The following is a 23712-nucleotide window of genomic DNA, read 5'->3' as shown; positions in this document are numbered from 1 at the left end:
CGGTTTAATCACACGGGCGCGCGGGCCTTCCTGCGCGCCACCCTTGCGCGGATAGCCGCCAGATCGGTCACCGGCGTCGCTGCGAAAAGCTGTCGGGTATAGGGGTGCTGCGGATCGGCAAAAATCGCCTCGCGCGAGGCCTGCTCGACCGCCTCGCCCTTATTCATCACCATGACCTCATCGGCGATATAGCGCACGACCGAGAGATCATGGCTGATGAAGACATAGGTCAGGCCCAACTCTTCTTGCAGGTCCGAGAGCAAGTTGAGCACCTGCGCCTGTACCGATAGATCGAGCGCTGAAACCGCCTCATCGAGCACCAACAGCTCGGGGTTCAGCATCAAGGCCCGCGCAATCGCGATCCGCTGGCGCTGCCCGCCCGAGAACATATGGGGATAGCGGTTGAAATGCGCGGCCTGCAGCCCGACCTTCTCCAGCATCGCCTCGGCCTTCTCGCGCCGCTCGGGACCAGACTGCCGCGTGTTCAGCAACAAAGGCTCGGTCAGGCAATCGCCCACCTTCTGACGCGGGTTCAACGACCCATAGGGGTTCTGGAACACCATCTGCACCATCGAGCGCAACTTATGGTCAGGCTTGCGCTTCGAGATATCGACAGGCTGACCGCCAATCTCAAGGCTGCCACCCGATTGCGCATCGATCAAGGCTATGATCCGCGCGAGCGTGGATTTCCCCGAACCGGATTCCCCCACAATGGCCAGCGTCTTGCCCTTCTCAACGGCGAAATCGACACCTTTCACGGCGCGCACGGTCTTCGCGCGGCCTAGAAGACCGCCCGACACATGGTAATCCTGCGTCAGGCCGCGCCCTGCAACGACTGTGCTCATGCGCCTTCCTCCGTATAATAGTCCGACACCGTGGGCAGGCGGTCGCCCGTGGCAAGCTCCGGCAGCGCCGATAAAAGCGCACGGGTATAGGGATGCTGCGGCGCCTCGAAGAGCGTCAGCACATCGGCCTCCTCCATTTTACGCCCCTTATATTGCACCACGACGCGGTCGGCGGTTTCGGCCACCACGCCCATGTCATGGGTGATCAATATCAGCCCCATCCCATGCGCCTCCTGCAGATCCATCAACAGATCAAGGATCTGCTTCTGGATCGTCACATCCAGCGCGGTCGTGGGCTCGTCGGCGATCAGTAGTTTCGGGCCGGTGGCGATGGCCATCGCGATCATCACCCGCTGGCACTGCCCGCCCGACATCTGATGCGGATAGGCGTCGATCTTGGTGGCGGGGTCGGGGATGCCCACTTGCTCGAACAGATGGATCGCCTGCGCCCGTGCCTCGCGCTTGCCCAGACCCTTATTGAGACGCAGCACCTCCTCGATCTGGAAGCCCACGGTAAAAGCAGGGTTGAGCGAGGCAATGGGTTCCTGAAAGATCATCGTGATCTCGCGCCCGATCAGCTTGCGGCGTTCGGCCTTTGACATGCGCAAGAGATCACGCCCATCATAGGTCATTTCATCGGCGGTGACGGTGGCGGTGTCGGGCAAAAGCCCCATCACCGCCAGCATCGAGACCGATTTGCCCGAGCCACTCTCACCCACAATGGCCAGCACCTCGCCTGCATCCACATGGGTGTCGATCCCGTCCACCGCCTTGAAGGGGCCGGAAGAGGTGGCGAAGCTGACCGTCAGGTTCTTAATGGATAGAAGGGCCATGTCAGCTCCGTTTCAGTTTCGGGTCAAGGGCGTCGCGCAGCCCATCGCCCATCAGGTTGATCGCCAGAACCGAGATCAGGATCGCAAGGCCCGGAAAGGTCACAACCCACCATGCCCGCAGGATGAATTCACGCGCTTCGGCCAGCATGGTGCCCCATTCGGGCGAGGGCGGCTGTGCGCCCATCCCCAGAAAGCCCAAGGCGGCGGCATCCAAGACGGCCGAAGAAAACGACAGCGTCGCCTGCACGATCAGGGGCGCCAGACAGTTCGGCAGGATGGTCTTCAGCATCAGCCGCAGAGGCCCTGCGCCCGCCATACGGGCGGCCACCACGTAATCACGCGATTTCTCGCCCATGACGGCGGCGCGGGTCAGGCGCGCGAAATGCGGCTGATAGACGATGGCGATGGCGATCATCGCATTGGTCAGCCCCGGCCCCAAGATTGCCACCAGCACCAGAGCCAGAAGAAGCGAGGGGAAGGCAAGGATAATATCCATCACCCGCATGATCACGGTATCGACCCAGCCACCGAAGAAACCGGCCACGAGGCCTAGGATGATCCCGCCCGACAGCGCGACCAGCACCACCACCACACCGATAAACAGCGAATAGCGCGAGCCATAGATCAGCCGAGACAACATATCGCGGCCCACCGCATCGGTGCCCAGCAGGAATTCTGGCCGCCCGCCCTCGGCCCATGAGGGCGGCACCAGAAGCGCATCGCGATATTGCGTCGCTGCCTCATGCGGGGCCAGAAGCGGCGCGAAAACCGCCACCAGCACCATCAGCGCGAAGACGCAAAGCCCCACCACAGCGCCTTTGTTGCGCCGGAAATCATGCCAGAAATCCGCGATCATTTTCCGGCGGATCTGGCCGTCAGTCAGTTGGAGAGTTGTGCTCATTTGTGACGGATCCTCGGATTGATGAGGCCATAGGTCAGATCGACGATCAGGTTCACCACCATCACGACTCCCGCAATCAGTAGAAGGCCCGATTGCACGACCGGATAATCACGGCGCGAGATGGAATCGATCATCCATTTGCCGACGCCGGGCCAGCTGAAGATGGTCTCGGTCAGGATAGCGCCCGCCATCAACAGGCCGATCTGCAGCCCGATCGTGGTCACCACCGGCACCATCGCATTGCGCAGCGCATGGACCATGACGACGCGACGTCCCGTCAGGCCCTTGGCGCGGGCGGTGCGGACATAATCCTCGCCCATCACCTCCAGCATGGCGGAACGGGTCTGCCGCGCGATCACCGCCAGCGGAATGGTGCCCAGCACCACCGAGGGCAGGATCAAGTGGGAGAGCGCCGAACGGAACGCGCCTTCCTGCCCCGACAGCAGGCTGTCGATCAGCATGAAGCCCGTGGGCGTGTCAAAGAAGAACATCAGCGACATCCGCCCCGAGACCGGCGTCCAGCCCAGAGTCCCCGAGAAGAAGATGATGAGAAGAAGCCCCCACCAGAAGATCGGCATGGAAAAGCCGACAAGGGCGGTGGTCATCGAGATCTGGTCAAACCAGCTGCCACGCTTGACGGCCGCCAACACCCCCACCGGCACCCCGATCAGCGTGGCGAGGAGGATCGCGCAAAGCGATAGTTCCACGGTTGCGGGGAAAAGCTGCAGGAATTCATCCAGCACCGGCTTTTTCGTCACGATCGAATTGCCGAAATCACCATGCAGGAGCCGCCAGAGGAAGTCGAGATATTGCGCCCAGACAGGGCGGTCAAAGCCCAGTTGCGCGGCCAGTTGGGCATGGCGTTCGGGGGTGATGCCCCTTTCGCCCGCAAGCAACGTCACCGGATCGCCCGGCAGCACGCGGACAAAGCCGAAGGCCACAATCGTGATGCCGATCAGCGTCGGCACCAGATAGAGAAGTTTGTTCAGGAAGAAGCGGATCATGTCATCGCCTTGCAATGGGGCGCGCGGAAACTGCCCGCGCGCCCGATATGGATGGACGCGAGGCTTATTTCAGATCGACGGTCTCGAAGGTGAAATCGCCCAGAGGGCTCATCACGAAGCCTTCGACATTTTTCCGCATCGGCACATATTGGGTGGAATGCGCGAGCGTGTCCCAAGGCGCTTGATCCTTGAAGATCACCTGCGCCTGTTCATAGAGCTTGGTGCGCTCGGCCTGATCGGTGGTAGCTTTGGCCTTGGTGATCAGATCCGAAAAATCCTTGTTGCACCATTGCGCGCGGTTCGAGCCCCCATCGCCCGTAGCCGCACAGCTCAAGAGCACGCCCATAAAGTTGTCGGGGTCGCCATTGTCACCCGTCCAGCCCATGATCACCGCACCCTTACGCGCCGGATCGGTGGAACGTTTCAGATATTCGCCCCACTCATAGGAGACGATCGAGGATTTCACGCCCACCTTTTCCAGATCGGCCTGCATCAGTTCGGCGGTGCGCCGCGCATTGGGCATATAGGGGCGCTGGACGGGCATCGCCCAGATTTCCATATCCAGATTCTTCACCCCCGCATCTGCCAGCATCTGCTTGGCTTTCTCGGGGTCATAGGGATCGTCCTGAATGCTGTCATTATAGGACCACATGGTCGGCGGGATCGGGTTTTTCGCCACTTCGCCCGCGCCCTGGAAGACGGCATCGATGATCGCCTGCTTGTTGATCGCCATGTTGAGTGCCTTGCGGACCTCGGGTTTATCGAAGGGGGCGATTGTGGTGTTATAGGCCAGATAGGCCACATTGAGGCCCGGCTGGCTGTCAAGCTTGAGGCTGCTATCGGCTTTGATCGCCTCCAGATCGGCGGGCGAGGGATAGGGCATCAGCTGGCATTCATTGGCCTGCAGGCGCTGGAGGCGCACCGAGGCCTCGGGAGTAATCGCAAAGACCAGATCATCGATCTTGGGCGCGGTGCCCCAGTAATCTGGGTTTTTCTTGTAGCGGATGACGGCATCCTGCTGATAGGCCACGAACTGGAACGGGCCGGTGCCCACGGGCACCTGATTGAACTGCGCCTGCTTGCCGTCTTTGGCCAGCGTATCGGCATATTCCTTCGACACGATCGACATGAAGGGCATTGCGAGATTGGCGAGGAAGGGCGCTTCGGGACGGGTCAGGGTGATCTTGACCGTCAGATCATCGACCTTCTCGATCGAGGAAATCAGATCGGCCATCTCCATCGCCGAGTAATATTCATAGGTGATGCCGGGCAGATAGTCATGCCACGGGTTTTCCGCATTGCCCTGACGGTCGAAGCTGAAGATCACGTCATCGGCATTCATGGTGCGGGTGGGCGTATAGCCCTGAACCGATTGCCACTTCACATCGGGGCGCAGGTGGAACGTGTAGGTCAGGCCGTCATCGGACACATCCCAAGAGGTCGCCAGACCCGGCTCGATCTCGGTCGTGCCCTTCTTGAACTCCACCAGACGGTTGAAGACCGGATGCGCCGAGGCATCGAAGGTCGTGCCAGCGGTATAGGGCGCGGGATCGAAGCCTTCGGGCGAGGCTTCCGAGCAATAGACAAAAGTTTTCGCGAATGCCGGTGCCGAAAGCCCGAGCATGAGTGCAGAAGCAGCCAAAAGGCTACGCGTCATCTTCGACATGATTTCCCCTCTCTGTCACATCGGAGGGCCTCGGTTGTGAAGGCCATCCGGTCTTCCGGAATTTTGACTATCCGGTAAAACATGAAAGAAGGTATCGGCAAAATTCGATATGACAAGCCATTCCAAGCGTTCATCGTCACGTAAAAGAGAACAAAAACTTATATTGCGGGATATTTCGGCGGAATGGTGAAAACTTGCTGATCGCTCGGGATATCTGAAATTTTCACACGGCTCTCGCGCGGCTGTGACCAGAATATCGGGGCGGAAAAGGCGGTTTTGCATGCAAAACGCCCCGCCGATCAAGGCGGGGCGCAGAGAACCGGCATGAAAACCGTTTGTTACGGAATCAGGCGCGCGATGATCAGATCGGCGGCCTCTTCCGGCGTCATCTCGGTGGTGTCGATGCGCAGCTCGGCATTGTCAGGCGCCTCATAGGGGCTGTCGATACCGGTGAAGTTCTTCAACTGACCCGAGCGGGCCTTCTTGTAGAGACCCTTCACATCGCGCTCTTCGGCCACTTCCAGCGGCGTATCCACGAAGACCTCGACAAACTCGCCCGGCTGCATCATGGAGCGCACCATGTCGCGCTCCGAACGGAAGGGCGAGATGAAGGCGGTGATCACGATGAGGCCGGCATCGGTCATCAGCTTGGCGACCTCGCCCACGCGGCGGATATTCTCGATCCGGTCGGCCTCGGTGAAGCCCAGATCCTTGTTCAGCCCGTGACGCACGTTATCGCCATCCAGAAGGAAGGTATGGCGGTTCATCCGCGCCAGCTTCTTCTCGACGATATTGGCGATGGTCGATTTGCCCGAGCCCGACAGACCCGTCAGCCACAGCACCGCGGGCTTCTGGTTCTTCATCGCGGCATGGCTCTCGCGCGAGATATCGGTGGCCTGCCAATGCACATTGGTCGAGCGGCGCAGCGCGAAATGCAGCATACCGGCGGCGACCGTCTGGTTGGTCATCTTGTCGATAAGGATGAAGCCACCAAGGTCGTGGTTTTCCTCATAGGGCGCAAAGGGGATCTCGCGGTCGGTGGTGATATTGGCCACGCCGATCGCGTTCAGATCCAGCGTCTTGGTCGCCAGATGTTCCTGCGTGTTGACATTGACCTCGTATTTCGGCGCCTGAACGGTGGCCGAAACGGTCTGGGTGCCGATCTTCAGCCAGTAGGCGCGACCGGGGATCATCTCTTCCTCGTCCATCCAGATGATGGTGGATTCGAACTGGTCGGCCACTTCCAGCGGGCTTTGCGCCGCCACGATGACCTGCCCGCGCGAACAGTCGATCTCGTCTTCCAGCGTCAGGGTAACCGCTTCACCGGCAATCGCCTCGTCGCGGTCGCCCTCGAAGGTGACGATTTTCGCAACCTTGGAGGTTTTGCCCGAAGGCAGCACGCGGATTTCATCGCCCGGGCTGACACGACCCGAGGCAATCAGCCCCGCGAAGCCGCGGAAGTCGAGGTTCGGACGGTTCACCCATTGCACCGGCATACGGAACGGCGCATCGACAGGCTCATGCGACGAGGTGATCTCGACGGTTTCCAGATGCGGCAGCAGCGGCGTGCCGGTGAACCACGGCATATTGTCCGACGATGTGGTGATATTGTCGCCCTTATAGCCCGAAATCGGCATCGGCACGAAATCTTCCAGCCCGATGGTTTTGCCGAATTCGGTGTAATCGGCGACGATCTTGTCGAAGGTTTCCTGACTATAGCCTACAAGGTCCATCTTGTTGACCGCCAGCACCACATTCTTGATGCCCAGCAGTTTCACCAGATAGGAATGACGCTTGGTCTGGGTCAGCACGCCCTTGCGCGCGTCGATCAGGATTACGGCCAGATCGGCGGTGGAGGCGCCGGTGACCATGTTGCGGGTATATTGCTCGTGGCCGGGGGTATCGGCGACGATGAACTTGCGCTTTTCGGTGGCGAAGAAGCGGTAGGCCACATCGATGGTGATGCCCTGCTCGCGCTCGGCGGCAAGACCGTCAACCAGAAGCGCGAAGTCGATCTCTTGGCCCTGGGTGCCGACACGTTTGGAATCGGCTTCCAGCGTGGCCAGCTGGTCTTCAAAGATCATCTTGCTATCGTAAAGCAGACGCCCGATCAGCGTCGATTTCCCGTCATCGACCGAGCCGCAGGTGATGAAGCGCAGCATGGTCTTATGCTGGTGGACCTGCAGATACTGGTCGATATCTTCCGCGATCAGCGCGTCGGTCTTATAGATCGGGTCATTGGTTTGGGTGGTCATATGCGTGCACCTGAATTCTTATATCCGGAGAGAGGCGGGCCTTCCGGCCCGAGCCAAAAGCGATCAGAAGTAGCCTTCCTGCTTCTTCTTCTCCATCGAGGCGGCCTGATCATGGTCGATCGCACGGCCCTGACGTTCCGAGGTGGTGGTCAGTAGCGTTTCCTGAATGACCTCCGGCAGCGTGGTGGCCTGGCTTTCGACAGCCCCCGTCAGCGGGTAGCAGCCCAGCGTGCGGAAACGGACCGAGCGCATCACCGGCTCTTCGCCCTCTTTCAGGCGGAAGCGGTCGTCATCCACCATCAGGATCATACCATCGCGTTCCACCGTCGGGCGCGGTGCCGCGAAGTAAAGCGGCACGATCTCGATGCCCTCAAGGTGGATATATTGCCAGATGTCCAGCTCGGTCCAATTCGAGATCGGGAAGACCCGCATCGACTCGCCCTTGTTCTTGCGGGCGTTATACAGGCGCCACAGCTCGGGGCGCTGGTTCTTCGGGTCCCAGCGGTGCTGGGCGGTGCGGAAGGAGAACACACGCTCTTTGGCGCGGGATTTCTCCTCGTCGCGGCGCGCGCCACCGAAGGCCGCGTCAAAGCCGTATTTGTCCAGCGCCTGTTTCAGACCTTCGGTCTTCCACATATCGGTATGCAGCGAGCCGTGGTCGAAGGGGTTGATGCCTTTGGCTTTGGCTTCGGGGTTCTGATAGACCAGAAGCTCCATCCCCGCATCTTTTGCCGCCTTGTCGCGCAGCTCGTACATCGCGCGGAATTTCCACGTGGTGTCCACATGCAGCAGCGGGAAGGGCGGCGGCGCAGGGTAGAAGGCCTTCTTCGCCAGATGCAGCATGACCGCCGAGTCCTTGCCGACGGAGTAAAGCATTACGGGGTTTTCCGCCTCGGCCACGACTTCACGCAGGATATGGATGCTCTCGGCTTCCAGCCGCTGAAGATGGGTAAGAGATGTCTTGGTCATGATGGTCTCTGGTCAAACTTCGTGTTGACACCAGAGGTAAGCCTGTCACTTTGGTCGCGAACCTCCCATATGGGGGGTGTTTGGTTTTTTCTGGAAACGCTGCCGTGATCTATAGCGAAGAGACTGTTCTCAAATCACTCTTTGCCGCCGCCTCGGGGGTGACAGAGTTGCCCGTGGCCGAAACGGGCACGTCCCCCGCGCGTGATCTATGGCCGGATTTCCTGCAATCTCTGGCGCAAATGAGCGGCGGCGACGGGGCGGGGCTTGTCCAGCTGCGCGGGACAGCGGTGGGGCAAAGCTGGGCATGGGGCCATGCCGTGCCGCAGTTCGAGCGCGACACCTATGAACGCCTGCGCAGCCAGCGGGTCTATAGCCAGACCGACCTGCCAGCCTATCAGGCAGGCGAGATAGCGCTGAGGGTTCTGCGCTGGCGGGTGGATGCCACCAGCCATGCCGTGATCTGGGTCGCCCGCCACGGAACCGATTTCCGTGCCCGCGACGGGGTCGGGCTGACACGTCTGGCCCCGTATCTCGGTCCGGCGCTGATCTCGTGGCAGGCGCTTCAGGCCGAACGGCTGCGCGCCCGGAAGGAACGGCAGATCGGGCAGGATCTGGGCGGTTTCTGGCTGCGGTTTTCGGGGGCGGGGCGGGTTCTGGCCCAGTCCGAGGGTCTGGCGCAAAGGCTGGAGGGCACCGCTTTGCACATCACCGAACAGGGCTGGCCGGAATTTGCCACCCCCGATCTGGCGCGGCAGTTCCGTGCGACCTTGGGTCAGATCGCCCCGATATCGGGCGAGGTGGTCAGGACGGCGGGGATGCTGGATCTGTCGCTTGCGCGGCCCTTGCAACTGGTGCTGCGGGCCGATCCGTCGGCCATGTCGGTGCTGGGGCTGCTGCGGCAACCCCGCGCGGCCAGCGAGCTTGGCGAAAATCATGTGATGCAGTTCTACGGACTGGCCCGAAACGAGGCGCGGCTGGCGATCTGCCTGTGCGACGGGCTATCGCTCAACGCTGCGGGCGAGGCGCTTGGCTGGTCACGCGAGACGGCGCGCAGCTATTCCAAACAGCTTTACGCCCGCCTCGGGGTCAGCGGCCAGACGGGCGTCTTGCGGCTGATGCTGGGCGGGGCGATATGGTTCTAGCGGTCACAGCCGTCCGGTGCGGGCCATGACCTGCAACACACGGTCCCCCTGCAGGGTCTGGCGGTGTATATTCAGTTCGCGCAGCGCACGGGCATAGGCCCCGCCACCTGTTCTGCGCGCCGCGACAAAGCGGGTCAGCAGCGCGTCATTCTCGGGGGTCAGGGCCAGACGGTTGGCCCAGAGTGCGGCCAGGTTGGCATCAAGCCACTCTGCATAATGGCGCTTGGCCACCGTGCCCAGCCGCTTGAGCCGCCCCCGCACCGGCCCGTGATGCCCAAGCTGGTTCGACCCGTGCTGACGGTAATAGAGGGTCGGCTTGGGATCATTGAAGATCTCGGCCCCCGCGCCGGAGAGCATGATATAGATCCACCAGTCATGATAGGAGACCCGCGCCGCAATCGCCGCCTGCGCCGATTGTGCCAGAATGGCGGCGGCGGGCGGCGACAGCATCAGCGTATTACCGCCCAGAATATTCTGCACCAGCGCGTTACGGAAAGATGGCCCCCGCCGGTGCAGATGCGACAGGCCCAGCTTGTTCAGGCGGGTATCGGTCAGAATGGTGCGGCTGGCATAGACCAGCGGATCATGACCAAGATCGCCTGTGCGTTTCATCCAGCGCAAGGCACGGGCCAGCTTGACCTTGGACCAGACGTCATCCTGATCGGACAGGGCCAGAACCGCCTCCGGAGCCTCTTTGGCCGCCCGTGCCGCCAGTGTCAGAAAGGCGGGGGCGACGCCGGCTTTGGGGCCATCAAAGAGGCGCACCTGTTGGGGATGACGCTTGCGGAAGGCTTCCAGAATCTCGCGTGTAGCATCGGTCGAGCCGTCGTCACTGGCATCAAGCGACCAGTTCCGGTGGGTCTGGCGCTCGAAGCTTGCAAGCTGCTCGGGCAGATAAGCGGCCCCGTTACGACACGCCATGATGATCCGCACATGCGGCGTCTGGGCAAAGGTCAGAAGAGAAGTCAGCGGTCCGGTCATGGGGCCATCTTTGCGCCTTGGCACGGCGCTTGTCCAGCGCACATCCGGGGCCGGACCCAAAGCCAGAGCGCGGGCCACTGGCAGTCGCAAGCCCCGTCCCGACATACCGCATTTGACGAAAATCCAAGCGAAAAGCCTTGTTTCGTTCTCATTTTGATCCGGCTTCGGGCAGGCTTTGTTTGCATGTTTGGCAATGTGGGGAACAAACGGGGTCGGGCGCTTAGTCATGGCCTCGTGCTGGGTCGGGATAAAGGTGATGGGGTATCTGACGCATCTGGGCATGGTGACTTCTGGCACCAGCCGTTACATGACGCAAATCGACGATCTGATGCTGTCGCTGGATGGCAGCCTGTTATATCAGGCCTCCGGCGAGGGAGGGGGCATCGTTGTGCGCGATGCCGAAACGGGGGCCAAACTGCTGGATCTGGCCGCCTATCCCAGCGGGTCCGGCCTGTCCGGATCTGTCGAAATCGCGCTTTGCGACCTGAACGGAAAGGCCGCGTTGCTGGTCTCGGGGCCTTACAGCAGCGGCGTCACAGGCTATTGGGTGGCCAATAATGGCACGCTCAATCAGGCGTTCACGCTTGATTATGGGAGCCTTGACGCCCTCGACCAACTGGAAGTCGTCACACAGGGCGGCCAGAACTTTCTGGTGGGCGCAGGGCGCGCGCAGGGCGGGTTCTCGGTGTGGTCTGTCGGCGCGGATAACGGGCTCACCCTGACGGCACGGGCCGATATCGCAGCGGGCAACCTGACGGCGTTGGAAACCGTCACAATCGACGGGGCAAGCTATATTCTGGCGCTCTCGGGCCAGCCCCCCTCGCTGAACTGCTATGGCCTGTCCGATACGGGCAAGCTGACCGCCAAGGGCGATCTTGACCTGAATGACGGGCTGGCCGTCTCTGATCCGGTGGCTCTGGCACAGGTTACGCTGGACGATCAGGTCTTTGTGCTGGTCGGCGCGCAGGGATCGGGCTCTGTCTCCGTCGCGGCTCTGGGAGCGGATGGACGGCTGACCATCACCGATCAGGTCAATGACGATCTCACGACGCGCTTCGGGCAACTCACCGTTCTGGAGGCGATCAATCACAACGGGCGCGCCTATGTGGTGGCCGGTGGCGGTGATGACGGCATAAGTCTGATGACCCTGCTGCCCGACGGGCGTCTGGTCCATCTTGAAACGCTGGCCGATACCACAGGCATGGCGCTGGAGGCCCCTTCGGCCTTGGAACTGGCCGTGGTGGACGGCGAATTGCGACTGTATGCGGCAGGGCGTGGCGAGGCCGAAAGCGGTGTTGCGGCGCTCTCGCTCTATCGGGTCGAGGTCGATCCCGGTCTGACCTTGCTGGCCGAGGATGCAGGATCTGCCCTGACGGGCGGCGGCGCGGATGATGTGCTGACGGGCGGCGACGGCAAGGACACGCTCAGAGGCGGAGCGGGCGATGACATCCTGACCGATGGCGCGGGGGCCGACCGGCTGTGGGGCGACGCGGGGGCGGATATATTCGTCTTCACCAAAGACGGCGCGACCGACCGGATCGAGGATTTCGAGGTGGGGGTCGACCGGATCGACCTGTCCCAGATCGGGCGGTTCTATACTGTCGATGCGCTGACGATAAAATCCATCACGGGCGGGGCGCAGATCACCATCGGGGGCGAAACGCTTACGGTGATGTCGTCAGATGGCAGAAGCCTGAGCGCCGCCGATTTCGACATTTCCGATTTGCGCGATATCTGGCATGTCGATGTCAGCAGTCTCACGGTCGGGCCGCAGCATCTGGTCGGCACGGCCCAGAATGACTGGATCGAGGGGGATAGCGGTGCGGATACGCTGACCGGCGGGCGCGGGGCCGACACCTTGCTTGGGGGAGAGGGCAATGACCTTCTGCTGGGCGAGATCGAAGAGGGCAAATTCGATACGGCCTCCGCGCAGGTTGTCCGGCTGTTTCAGGCCACTCTGGACCGCGCCCCCAATGCCGAAGGCCATCTGGATTGGACCGCGCAAATCCTGTCCGGAGAGAAAACGCTGACCGAAGTGGCGCAGGGCTTTGTCGATTCTGCCGAGTTTCAGGACACTTACGGCGAGCTGAATGACACGCAATTCGTCACCCAGCTGTATCAGAACGTGCTGGGGCGCGCCCCCGATGCCGCCGGTCTGAAAAGCTGGACGACCTATCTGGCGCAGGACGGCACGACCCGCGCCGATGTGGTGGTGGGCTTTTCCGAAAGCACCGAATTCAGCCGCGCCATGCAATCCGAGGTTCTGGACATGTCGCGCGCGGGTTATCAATCGGACTGGGTGGATGATGTGTTCCGCCTCTATCAAGCGACGCTGGGACGGGCGCCCGACCTCGGGGGGATCACCGCATGGACCACCGCCCTGTCGCAGGGCACGCCCTTTGAGGATGTCGTCTCCGGCTTCGTCAATTCGACCGAATTCCAGCAAAGCTATGGCCAACTGGACAACGAAGCCTTCGTCACGCTGCTTTACGAGAACGTTCTGGGGCGGGCACCCGGTTCGGCGGGGTTGGCCGACTGGTGCGCGCGGATGGAAGATCAGGGCTGGAGCCGCGCCGATGTGGTGGAAGGGTTCTCGCAAAGCGGCGAATTTACGCGACAGATGGCGGACCCGCTGAAAAACTGGATGGTCGATCAGGGCGAGTGGAACCAGCTTGAGGGCGGAGCGGGAGACAATATCCTGTTTGGCGGGATGATGGCGGACCGCTTCGTGTTTTCCGCCGACACACCGGGCACGCATCTGGTGGTGGATTATCAGCCTTGGGATTGCCTGTCTTTTGAAGGCTTTGGCTATCAGAGCATCGAGGATATCCGTGCCCAGTTCTCGCAAGAGGGGGATGATGCGATTTTCATCGATCAGGATGTCGAGGTGGTCTTGCGCAACACATTGATCAGCGAAATCGATTATGACAGCTGCCAGTTCTGATCGCCCCTCGGCCAGAAAAGACAACCTAAAAGAGAAAAACCGTTCCCAAGTAAGCTTTTGTTAACTATCCTTACCCTAGCGTTCAGTATGTTGCACTTTCGGGTTGATCCTTGAGATTTCTCAATGAGGGACAAATGACCAAGACTGCATTTATCACCGGCGTGACCGGACAGGACGGAGCCTATCTTGCCCGCCTCCTTCTGCAAAAAGGCTATGAAGTTCATGGGGGTGTGCGGCGGATTTCACAGCCGGACATGGCACGGCTTGATGCGCTGGGAATTACAGATCAGGTCCATTTCCATGATTTCGACCTGAGTGATTCCAATAATATCTTCCGCACCATCCGCGATGTGCCGATGGATGAATTCTACAACCTTGCCGCGCAAAGTTTTGTCGGGGCCTCGTGGGACCTTCCCGTTTACACCGCCGAGATCGACGGCATGGCCGTGGTGCGCATTCTCGATGCCTTGCGCAGCCTGCGTCCCGAATGCCGCTTCTATCAGGCCTCGACCTCGGAAATGTTCGGTGAGGTCCGGGCCGTTCCGCAACTGGAAAGCACACCCTTCTATCCCCGCTCGCCTTATGGCGTGTCGAAGGTCTTCGCCCATTACATGACGGTCAATTACCGCGAGAGTTTCGGCATGCATGCCTCCTCGGGGATCTTGTTCAATCACGAGAGCCCGCTGCGTGGCAAGGAATTCGTCACCCGTAAAATCTCGATGGGTCTGGCGGCTTTGGCGCATGGGGCCAATGCGCCGGTGGAACTTGGCAATATGGCAGCCAAGCGCGATTGGGGATTTGCGGGGGATTATGTCGAAGGCATGTGGCGGATGCTGCAGCGCGAAAATGCTGGCGATTTCGTTCTGGCCACCGGCACCAGCACCACCATCCGCGATTTCTTCACCTATGTCGGGGAAGCGCTGGATATGGAGGTGATCTGGGAAGGAGAGGGGCCACAGGAAGCCGCTTACGACCGTCTCAGCGGGCGCCGCCTCATGCAGGTCAATCCCAAATTCTACCGCCCCGCCGAAGTGGATCTGTTGCTCGGGGATCCCTCGAAAGCCTGTAACGAACTGGGCTGGAAGGCCAAAACAGATGTGCGCAGCCTCGCCATGATGATGGCGAAAGCCGATTACGATGCGCAGGCAAGGCAGCTTCGCTAGGGCAGGCGCGCTCGGCGGCAGGCCTCTAGGAAAGCGTCGTCAAAGGGAGGGAACCCATGCGGAATGCGGTGCGTGGCCTGCGCAAGGCAGGCGGTGTCTGGTCTTACGGGCGCAAGGCATTGTCTTACGGCAAAACGCTGAAGCTGCGCCGCGAAATACGTCGCAAACAGGCTCCTTATCGTGGCCATGTCGAGGGCGTCTTCGATCAGGACGGCACGCTGCGCGGGTGGATTTATGACACTCGCCAGCCGCAGCAGTCGGACCTGCGCGTCGGCCTTTATGCGGGAGATCTGCTGCTGGATGTGGTGGCGGTCGAGCATCCGCGCGATGATGTCAAAGCACATTACGGCTGCACGGTTCAGTGCGGGTTTGCCTTTGCGCTCTCTGCCTCGTTGATGGACCAGATCAGACAGGCCGGCGGCGAGGTGGTGATCCGGACACATGGCACGACCGAGCGCGAGATCGGTCGGCTGCACCTTACCCCCCAACCTGAAACCGCCCCCGCCACCCCCGAGATGACGACACTGATCCGCCGCTTCCTGACCGAGGATCTGGCCGGTCTCACAGGGGTTCTGGATGGGGAGACGCCCCCCCAGACAGCGACCCCGTCGCCCGCCCCTATGCTGCTTCCGCATCAGGCGCTTTTTGCGACAGATCCCGTTATTCCCCCTGACCAATGTGCCCCGAGCGGCCTGCCCGGCTATCTGGAATTCACCCGCCATCGCAATCGCGTCGATCAGGAATTCCTCGTCACGCCGGAGAACACAGAGCGTGACCGCTTTCTGTATTTCTACCTCACCACCTATAATGCGACCCGAAAACAGCGCATTCCCCTGAGCGCGGAGGATATCGCCTATCTCAACGAACCGCTTGTCATGGGAGGCGTGCGCCATAGCCTGACCCGCGCCATGTGGTGGCGGTTGTGCGGGCGGCGGGATCTGCTGGCCGATCTGGACCTGAACGACCGCGCCTCTTATGTGCGGATGGTCTTCTGGTGGCTCTGGCAGGATGCGGCCCATCTGAAACTGGAAGATTGCCTTGTGCCGCAGAAGATGGCCGATCTGATGCGCCATATCCAGCCCTCGCGCCTATGCGATGACTGGCCCCTGACCACCTTCAGCGAACGGTTTTTCAATGCGACGGTCACGCTGCATTTTCTGGCCCCCGGACGCTGTGCCGAAAGCCGCAAGCAGCTATATCTGATCCTGATGGTGATGGCCCTCAAACGGCCGGATATTCTGCGCTACATCCCGCGCGAGCTGTTCATGCGGCTGCTGACCCCCGTTGACGGGCAGGGCCGTTCCGAACTGGAACTGTTTCTGGCGCAGCTTCTGGAGCGCGACAGTTGCACCTTCCCGCTTGCCAGCTTTGCCCATAGCGTGCGCCTCAAGGGGTTCGACCTCGACAGCCTGTCCTTCCTGACCTGTTGCGACGCGGGCCACCGGCTGGAAGCCGCAGCCCTGCCCGTGCCGCAAGGGGCGCTGGCCGATATCCAGCTGATCGGCCCTCTGGCCAAGGCTTCGGGCTTGGGGCAGGCCGCGCGCCTGTCGGCAGACATTCTCTCGCGCACCGGAAAACACCTGCGCTGTGTCGATTTCGACATGGACAACCCCGCTCCCGAGGGGTTCAGCTCGGAGGCGCGCATGGATGCCTATGGTCCGGCCAGAGTCAATCTGATCCATCTCAATGCCGAATCCGTGCCGCTGGCCTTTGCCTACCAGCCCGATGTCTTCTCTGGCGCCTATAATATCGGCTATTTCTACTGGGAGCTCGACCGCCCCGCCGCCTGCCACTATCTGGCCCTGGAGATGCTGGATGAAATCTGGCTTTCGTCCGATTACGGCGTGCGGATTTACCGCCCCGAATTCGACGGCCCCGTCTGCAATGTCGGCATGTGTTTCGAACCGAATGACGATATCGACCGGCAGGAGGCACGGAAATTCGTCGAAAAACGCTTCCGTCTGTCGGCGCGGCATTTCATCTGCCTGGTGGCCTTCGACAGTTTTTCGTTCGTGCAGCGCAAGAACCCGCTCAACGCGCTGCGCAGCTTCCAGAAGGCCTTCGCGGGGGTGCCCGATGCGCGTTTGATCGTCAAAACCCAGAACCGGCAGTCGGTTTTCGATCCGGTGCAGATCCGGATCTGGGACGAGATGGAAGCCATGATGGCCCGTGATCCGCGTATCCTGCTGATGAACGAGACGCTGACCTACAGGGATCTGCTGCATCTCAAGAAGGGCTCGGATTGCTACCTTTCGCTGCATCGCTCCGAAGGATGGGGCTTCGGGATGATCGAGGCGATGAGCCTTGGTGTGCCGGTGGTCTGTTCGGCCTATTCCGGCAATCTGGAATTTTGCGATGCGCAAACGGCATGGCTTGTGCCCTGCACCGAGATCGGTCTGGAAAAGGGCGATTACATCTTTACGCCGAAGGGGGCGGTCTGGGCCGAACCCGATGTGGAGGCGGCGGCCCGACAGTTGCGCCGCGTCTATGACGATCCGGTGGCACGGGCAGCCAAAACGGCCCATGCGCTGGATCATATCCGCCGGAATTTCTCGGCAGAAGCCATCGCTACACGCTACAATGCGCGGCTTGAGGAGATACTGGCAGAGCTTGATCACGCCCCGAAAGAGGCTGCGGAATGACCCTGACCACCCAAAAGACAGCCCCCTCCGTGCCGCCCGAACTTCTGCGTGATGCGTTCCAGCTTTTCCTGCAGCGCGACCCGAACCCGCAAGCCCGGAACCAGTTTGCGGATTTCGGCGCCCTGATCGGTGCGCTCTTCGGTTCGAAAGAATTTCTGGCCTCGGCACAAGCGCAAAAGACCAATCTGCCTTGGCCGGAGCGGCAATATTTCATCGCGCGCGATCTTGGCATCCTTTACTGCCCCATCGGCAAGAATGCCTGTAGCTTCTTCAAGCGGGCGATGGTCACACTGGCGCAGCATCCCGCGCGGGCGGTGCTGGACCGGTCGATCCACCAACTGACCGATCATATCTGCACGGGCCTGCAGCTTTCGGATTATAGCGAGACCGAGATTGATGCGATCTGGCGCGATCCCGATCTTTACAGTTTCGCGATCCTGCGCGATCCGCTGCGCCGCCTGTTATCGGCCTATATCGAGAAATTCGTGGTGAACCGCCTTGATGCGGCCAATCTGCGCTATCATACCGGACCGGTCATCGAGGCTGTCCAGAAAGCACAGGGGCTGGAGACCCCCGATTACCATCGCGGCATCCGGTTTCGGGATTTCGTCAACCATATCCTGTCCCAACCGCCCGAGCAGCTGGACCCGCATTGGCGGCCTCAGCATCTGTATCTGGGCGCACATCGCTGGAGCGCGCTTTACGACTTCGACCATCTCGACCGCGCCGTGCAGGATCTGGAGCAGATGTCGGGGATCGAGCTCAAACGCCCGCCGGTGAACCGCTCCGGCAGCGGCGTCGGGCAAGCGCATTTCGGGGCAGACCAGCTGTTGCCCGAAGTGCTGGATAAACTGCCGATGATCGAGGCGGAATCGTTCTTTCCAGACGAGATCCGCGCAAAGATCCGCCAGTATTATGCCCAAGATGTGGCCTTGATGGCGCAGACACGGTAACGCCGCGCGGCACGCACGGGATCGGGCGGGATCGGGCGGAACACCCCGCTGAAACAGCTCCAGAGAGCACGCGCTTTCGGACTGTCGGGGAGTGCGATGCAAGGATCGCGGCATTTTATGCACTTAGCATAAGGATCGGGGCTGCGGCTGATTGCGCAATCCCGGGATGCGCCGGACTGTCATCCCATGCGCTCCGGCCCCGCATATGCCATGCGGGGCCAGAGCTTTGTCGCGGTGCAGGTCAGCTAAGATGATGCGGCGGCTCAAGCCCGTAAACCGGTGTCTCGATCCCCGCGTGACGTGCCTTGAGCTGCAGGGCCAGATAGCGCGAATAATGGCGCGACTGGTGCAGATTGCCGCCGTGGAACCACAACCCTTCCTGCATCGTGGGCTTCCACATATTGCGCTGTTCGCCTTCCCACGGGCCGGGATCTTTGGTGGTATCGGACCCCAAGCCCCAGCATTTGCCAACCTTGTCCGCCACTTCTTGCGAAATCAGGTCCGCCGCCCAGCCATTCATCGAGCCATAGCCCGTGGCATAGATCACCAGATCGGCGGGCAACTCGGTGCCATCTTCCAGCACCACTGCATCTTCGGTCAGGTGGCTGACACCCTTGCCCGATTGCAGCTTGATCGAGCCGTCAATCACCAGATCGCAGGCCCCCACATCGATATAATAGCCCGACCCCCGACGCAGATATTTCATGAACAGACCGGATTCATCATCCCCGAAATCCAGCATGAACCCCGCCTTTTCAAGGTCACGATAGAAATCGGCATCGCGTTTCTTGATCTCGGCATATTGCGGCACATGCCATTCATGCATGATCTTGTAGGGCAGCGATGCAAAGATCATATCCGCCTTATCGGTGGTGATGCCATTGGCCACCGCCTCTTCGGAATAGAGCGCGCCCAGACAGACCTCGCGCAGGCTGTCGGATTTGACGATATGGGTCGAGGACCGCTGCACCATCGTCACATCCGCGCCGTTTTCCCAAAGGGCGGCACAGATATCATGGGCCGAGTTATTCGCCCCGATCACCACCACCTTCTTGCCGCGATAGGCATCAGGCCCGGGGTGCTGGCTGGAATGCTGCTGTTCCCCCTTGAAGACATCCTGCCCCTTGAAGCTCGGAATATTGGGCTTGCCCGACATGCCCGTGGCCATCACAAGCTGCTTGGGATGCAGCGTGATCTCTTCCCCCGCGCGGTCCAGCACCACCGTCCATTCGCCTTTGGCCGCGTCATAGGTCGCGGATTTGGCACGGGTGGAGGACCAGTAATTCAGCTCCATCACACGGGTATACATCTCGAGCCAGTCCCCGATCTTGTCCTTGGGGGCAAAAACCGGCCAGTTGTCGGGGAAGGGAATATAGGGCAGGTGGTCATACCAGACCGGATCATGCAGGCAGAGCGATTTATACCGCTTGCGCCACTGGTCGCCCGGACGCTCATGCGCATCGACCACGATGGTCGGCACGTCCAGCTGGCGCAGCCGCGCCCCCAAAGCGATGCCGCCCTGACCGCCACCGATGATCAGCACATAGGGCTGGGTCTCGACACCAAGGGTCGATGCCTCGTGCTCGCGCTTTTCCTTCCACGTCAGGCGGTTCGGGTCATGGCCATGCTCTGCCCCCATAGGTCTGCGCAGCTTGCGGGGCTCTTCATGACCTTTCAGTTCGTGCAGCGTGGTCAGAAGGGTCCAGATTTTCCCCTCTTTCATACGGATATAGCCCACGCCGCGCCCCAGAGAGGTCTCCAGCTGCAACCACCCCTCGGTCACGCCATCGGCCTCGCTCACCGCTTCGGCGGGATCAAGATGGATGGAATGCGTGCGGATCACCGGCAGCTGGACTGCGGCCATATCGGCAATGGCCGGACGGCCTTCCAGCGTTTTCAGGTTCCATGTAAAGGCGGCAAGATCGCGCCAGTATCCCGTTTCCAGAAACAGGTTGGCCACAGCCTGCGCATCACAGGCGATCATTGCGCGTTCAAGATCATTCACGAGCGCCTGCAAAGCGCCGTGTTGGGTCGTATCGAGCATGGGTTCTCCTCCCTTGGCTCCGGTGAAGCCGCGGCGGATCCTGCGGGCGGAGCCTCCTCAAACCCCGTGCCCCCGCAAAAAACCGCCGCCGCAGTGAATTAGGCCTCCAGATCGATCAGGATCTTGAGGTGGTTGCCAGCCGGATCAAGCAGCGCGTCAAAGCCTTCCTTGACGGCATCATCGAGCTTGATTTTCTTGGTGACAATCTTGCTGGCCGGAATTGCACCAGTGGCAATCAGGTCAATAACCTTGGGCCAGTAATAGGTAGGATAGGCCCATGCCCCGCGCACATCGACATCCTTGAACGTTACATCATGCCAGTGCAGTTTGCTGTCTTTTGTATGCAAGCCGACCTGAACGATAGTGCCCTGCTTGCGCACGGCTTGCAGCCCGGTATTAAGCGCCGCTTCGTTACCCGAAGCTTCGATCACCTTATCACAGCCCACACCACCTTCGGTCGCCTCACGGATACGCGCGACAACATCATCCTTCATCGGATTGAGAGTAATCACCTCCGGCAGGATTTCTTTCGCCATTTTCAGGCGAGTCTCGTTGACATCCGACAGAAACACTTTGGTTGCCCCATAGGCTTTGGCAGCCAAAAGTGACAGCATCCCGATAGGACCAGCACCTGTCACAAGCACGCTATCCCCCGCCGTGATTTCGCCACGCTCTGCCGCGTAGACCGCCACAGCAGTCGGTTCAACCAATGCGGCCTCTTCATCCGACATCGTATCGGGAATTTTCACCGCATTATAGTCGTTGATGACAACCGCTTCCGAGAAGCCACCGCCATTCCAAGACAGACCGACAAGCGCCAGATCTTCTGAAAGATGGAACAACCCGCGATCGGCAAAGTAATCTCCCGAGCGCGGCATCACGAGCGGTTGACACGAAATACGATCTCCCACCTTCACATGCGTCACACCCTCGCCTACAGCCGTCACCGTGCCGCCAAATTCATGGCCCAGCACTTGAGGCAGAACCGCCTTTGTGAAGGGATGCGGCTCGGAGGGCACAAAGATCGGTCCCGCCACATATTCGTGCAAATCGGTCCCGCAGATGCCCGCAAAACGATTCTTCACCGCCACTTGGCCCGGACCGGGTTTGGCAACATCTTCGATATCTTCGACACGCAGATCTTTTGCCGCGTGGAAACGTAGCGCTTTCATTGACGCTTCTCCTTCTCACTTACGGCTCTCATGATGCGCGCTTGTCTGCGACAAAATAGCCCGACTTATCTTGAGTAAGGTTTTCAATGGCTTGCTAATTTGACCTGTTGCACTCCCTGCCGCACCTGTTGCATCTGGTTGCAACAGCTATGCTGCGATGCCGCATGAATGCTGCACCATGCAGACGACCCCGTTTCCAGCCAAGCCATTGTCGATTAGGCTTTCTTGGCCGCGAGGGCCTTGGAAGGGGACGGCATGCACAGGGTAAGCGAACATATCCGCGAAATCGAGGCTGTCTCGAACGGGGGGGCCGTCGGGCGCGATCCTGCCGTGGCCGCAAGCTGGCGGCGCTGCCTGCAAGAGCACAAACTCGATCCGGCCCGCCGCTCCGAAGCCTATATCGTTCCCAGCCGCATCCTGCGCCAGCATCGGGAACGTTCGGGCGATCTGATCTCTATCGCGCGCTCGGGGATCGAACAGCTTTATAAACTGGTGGCCGAACAGGATTATGTGCTGCTTCTGGCCGATGCGGCCGGTGTCACGGTGGAGTTTCTGGGGCAGGACCAGCGCAAGGCCGATCTGCAGCATTCGGGCCTTTATCTGGGCGCGGAATGGTCGGAGGCGCGGGCGGGCACCTGTGCCTTGGGGGCCTGTATCGAGGGCGGCGAGCCGATCATCGTCCATCAGAGCGACCATTTCGACAGCACCCATAGCGGGCTGAGTTGCACAGCCGCCCCGATCCACGACCTGTCGGGACGGCTGAGCGCGGTGCTCGACATCTCGCTTCTGTCCTCGCCGCGCCCGCGGGCCAGCCAGTATCTGGCGCTCAACCTTGTCAAACAAACCGCGCGCCGGATTGAAATGGCCAATATCATGGCCGAGAGCCGCCGCGACTGGGTGTTACGCCTTGGCACCAGCGCCGAATTTCTGGACACCGATCCCGAAGCGGCGATCCGGCTGGATGCGTCGGGGCGGGTGACCGGCATGACGCATGGCGCGGCACGGGTGATGGCGGCGGCTCTGGGCTGCGACTGGCGGCGCCCCGATCTGCTCTTGGGGCGCCCGATTTCCGACAGTTTCAATCTGGATCTGAACGGGATCGAGGCGCTGACCCGCCATAGTCCGGCCCGTGAACGCAATGTGGAGACCCGTAACGGGTACAGGCTTTTTGCGCATGCGATCGAACCCCGACGCGAGCCTGTGCGGCGGGTGACGGCCTATCGCGGCACAAGCCTGCCTGCGGTGCCGCAGGGGTTGCGGGATCTGGCGCAGAATGATCCGGTGATGGCGCGCGTGATCACGCAGGCCGCCGGTCTGGTCAACGGGCAGGGGGCGGTTTTGCTGACCGGCCCGATGGGCAGTGGCAAACGCCATCTCGCCCGCGCCATCCACGAGGCGGGCATCGGTGGCCCCTTTGTCACCCTGCGCTGTGGCGAATTTCTGGCCGAGGAAGAGGCCACAATTTTCGGGCGCGAAACCCGTGGCCTGACAGAGCCCGGCATGATCGACGAGGCACAAGGGGGCGCGCTGTTTCTGGACAAGCTCGAAGAGCTGCCCCCTCGCGCACAGGCACGGCTTCTGGCACTGATCTCGGAAGGGGCATGGCGTCCGATCGGGGCGGTGCGGGCGCAAAAAGCCAATATGCGGATCTTCGCCTCGCTTGGCATGCCGGCACAACAGGCCGTGGCCGAGGGGCGCCTGCGCCGCGACCTGTATTTCGCGCTGCGCGGCACGGTGCTGGACCTGCCCGCCCTGCGCGACCGGCAGGATCTGGTCTGGCTGGCCGAAACCGCACTTTCCGAGGCATTCACCCAGCCAGTGACGCTCGGCGCAGAGGCTGCCAGCTGGATCACGCAGCAAGAATGGGCGGGCAACCTGCTGGAGTTGCATGATTTCGCCCGTCACAGCGCTGACCGTCTGGTGGAAAACGGTGCTTTGCCCCGACAAGGGCTGCAGCTGGCCGATCTGGCCCGCGATTATGTTCAGGACGCAGCCTCGAAAGAGCACGGCCACGCGGCGCTCCTCAACCATATCCTGCAACAGACCGGCGGCAATATCTCCGAAACCGCGCGACGGCTGGGGGTAAACCGCTCGACAATCCACCGGCAGATGCAGCGTTACGGGATCAAACGCCGCTAAAGCATGTTGTCAAATGCCGCTTTGCCTGCCAGATGCGGGAGCAAGAAATTCCAAGCGGA

Annotated in this window: 16 protein-coding genes; 6 read left to right on the top strand and 10 right to left on the bottom strand. The window is 61.0% G+C overall.

The window, feature by feature from the left end:
- Nucleotides 1-8: 8 nt before the first annotated feature.
- The 7 genes from WDB86_RS16265 to cysD form a co-directional block, all read right to left on the bottom strand.
- Nucleotides 9-845 carry an ATP-binding cassette domain-containing protein gene (locus tag WDB86_RS16265; RefSeq protein ID WP_341485767.1) on the bottom strand — a complete coding sequence of 279 codons (837 nt, stop codon included), beginning with the start codon at nucleotides 843-845 and terminating at the stop codon, nucleotides 9-11.
- Nucleotides 842-1678: an ABC transporter ATP-binding protein gene (locus tag WDB86_RS16260; protein WP_341485766.1), complete on the bottom strand. Its 837-nt coding sequence runs from the start codon at nucleotides 1676-1678 to the stop codon at nucleotides 842-844. The genes WDB86_RS16265 and WDB86_RS16260 overlap by 4 nt, the downstream gene beginning before the upstream one ends.
- Nucleotide 1679: 1 nt before the next feature.
- Nucleotides 1680-2579 (bottom strand): ABC transporter permease subunit, encoded by a 900-nt coding sequence (locus tag WDB86_RS16255; RefSeq protein WP_341485765.1) that lies wholly within the window; start codon nucleotides 2577-2579, stop codon nucleotides 1680-1682.
- Entirely contained in the window at nucleotides 2576-3583 is a 1008-nt protein-coding gene (locus tag WDB86_RS16250) for an ABC transporter permease subunit (RefSeq protein WP_341485764.1), read from the bottom strand. Before WDB86_RS16250 ends, WDB86_RS16255 begins: the two co-directional genes overlap by 4 nt.
- A gap of 64 nt (nucleotides 3584-3647) precedes the next feature.
- Nucleotides 3648-5249 carry an ABC transporter substrate-binding protein gene (locus WDB86_RS16245; protein WP_341485763.1) on the bottom strand — a complete coding sequence of 534 codons (1602 nt, stop codon included), beginning with the start codon at nucleotides 5247-5249 and terminating at the stop codon, nucleotides 3648-3650.
- Between the two features lie 338 nt (nucleotides 5250-5587).
- The gene (cysN, locus tag WDB86_RS16240) at nucleotides 5588-7504 is read right to left on the bottom strand and encodes a sulfate adenylyltransferase subunit CysN (protein ID WP_330647070.1); all 1917 of its coding nucleotides are present in this window, start codon (nucleotides 7502-7504) and stop codon (nucleotides 5588-5590) included.
- Nucleotides 7505-7567: 63 nt separating this feature from the next.
- Nucleotides 7568-8473, bottom strand: a complete 906-nt coding sequence (gene cysD / locus WDB86_RS16235) for a sulfate adenylyltransferase subunit CysD (RefSeq protein WP_330647071.1) — start codon at nucleotides 8471-8473, stop codon at nucleotides 7568-7570.
- A 104-nt stretch (nucleotides 8474-8577) separates the two neighbouring features.
- Between cysD and WDB86_RS16230 the strand changes: the two genes are divergently transcribed.
- Nucleotides 8578-9615 carry a helix-turn-helix transcriptional regulator gene (locus WDB86_RS16230; RefSeq protein ID WP_406737075.1) on the top strand — a complete coding sequence of 346 codons (1038 nt, stop codon included), beginning with the start codon at nucleotides 8578-8580 and terminating at the stop codon, nucleotides 9613-9615.
- A gap of 3 nt (nucleotides 9616-9618) precedes the next feature.
- Here the strand turns inward: WDB86_RS16230 and WDB86_RS16225 are convergent, their stop codons facing one another.
- On the bottom strand, nucleotides 9619-10596 hold the full coding sequence (locus tag WDB86_RS16225; protein WP_339109636.1) for a glycosyltransferase: 978 nt from the start codon (nucleotides 10594-10596) through the stop codon (nucleotides 9619-9621).
- Nucleotides 10597-10852: 256 nt separating this feature from the next.
- Here WDB86_RS16225 and WDB86_RS16220 point away from each other — a divergent pair, with 256 nt between their 5' ends.
- From WDB86_RS16220 to WDB86_RS16205, 4 genes are all read left to right on the top strand, one after another.
- The gene (locus WDB86_RS16220) at nucleotides 10853-13540 is read left to right on the top strand and encodes a DUF4214 domain-containing protein (RefSeq protein WP_406737074.1); all 2688 of its coding nucleotides are present in this window, start codon (nucleotides 10853-10855) and stop codon (nucleotides 13538-13540) included.
- 134 nt (nucleotides 13541-13674) lie between these two features.
- Entirely contained in the window at nucleotides 13675-14703 is a 1029-nt protein-coding gene (gene gmd, locus WDB86_RS16215; RefSeq protein WP_330647075.1) for a GDP-mannose 4,6-dehydratase, read from the top strand.
- 56 nt (nucleotides 14704-14759) lie between these two features.
- Nucleotides 14760-17345, top strand: coding sequence for a glycosyltransferase (locus tag WDB86_RS16210; RefSeq protein WP_341485760.1), 2586 nt, complete (start codon nucleotides 14760-14762; stop codon nucleotides 17343-17345).
- Nucleotides 17342-18298, top strand: coding sequence for a sulfotransferase family 2 domain-containing protein (locus tag WDB86_RS16205; RefSeq protein WP_339109633.1), 957 nt, complete (start codon nucleotides 17342-17344; stop codon nucleotides 18296-18298). The genes WDB86_RS16210 and WDB86_RS16205 overlap by 4 nt, the downstream gene beginning before the upstream one ends.
- A gap of 241 nt (nucleotides 18299-18539) precedes the next feature.
- Here WDB86_RS16205 and WDB86_RS16200 read toward each other — a convergent pair whose 3' ends face one another.
- Nucleotides 18540-20282 (bottom strand): NAD(P)/FAD-dependent oxidoreductase, encoded by a 1743-nt coding sequence (locus WDB86_RS16200; protein ID WP_330647280.1) that lies wholly within the window; start codon nucleotides 20280-20282, stop codon nucleotides 18540-18542.
- A 158-nt stretch (nucleotides 20283-20440) separates the two neighbouring features.
- Nucleotides 20441-21514 (bottom strand): 2,3-butanediol dehydrogenase, encoded by a 1074-nt coding sequence (locus WDB86_RS16195; RefSeq protein ID WP_341485759.1) that lies wholly within the window; start codon nucleotides 21512-21514, stop codon nucleotides 20441-20443.
- Nucleotides 21515-21769: 255 nt separating this feature from the next.
- Between WDB86_RS16195 and WDB86_RS16190 the strand changes: the two genes are divergently transcribed.
- Nucleotides 21770-23653: a sigma-54-dependent Fis family transcriptional regulator gene (locus WDB86_RS16190; RefSeq protein WP_341485758.1), complete on the top strand. Its 1884-nt coding sequence runs from the start codon at nucleotides 21770-21772 to the stop codon at nucleotides 23651-23653.
- The last annotated feature ends 59 nt before the right edge of the window (nucleotides 23654-23712 follow it).

The sequence above is a fragment of the Thioclava sp. GXIMD4215 genome, assembly GCF_045291555.1.
Taxonomy (GTDB): domain Bacteria; phylum Pseudomonadota; class Alphaproteobacteria; order Rhodobacterales; family Rhodobacteraceae; genus Thioclava; species Thioclava litoralis.
Note: the sequence above shows the minus strand (reverse complement) of the source record. Positions and strands in the feature narration are given on the sequence as shown.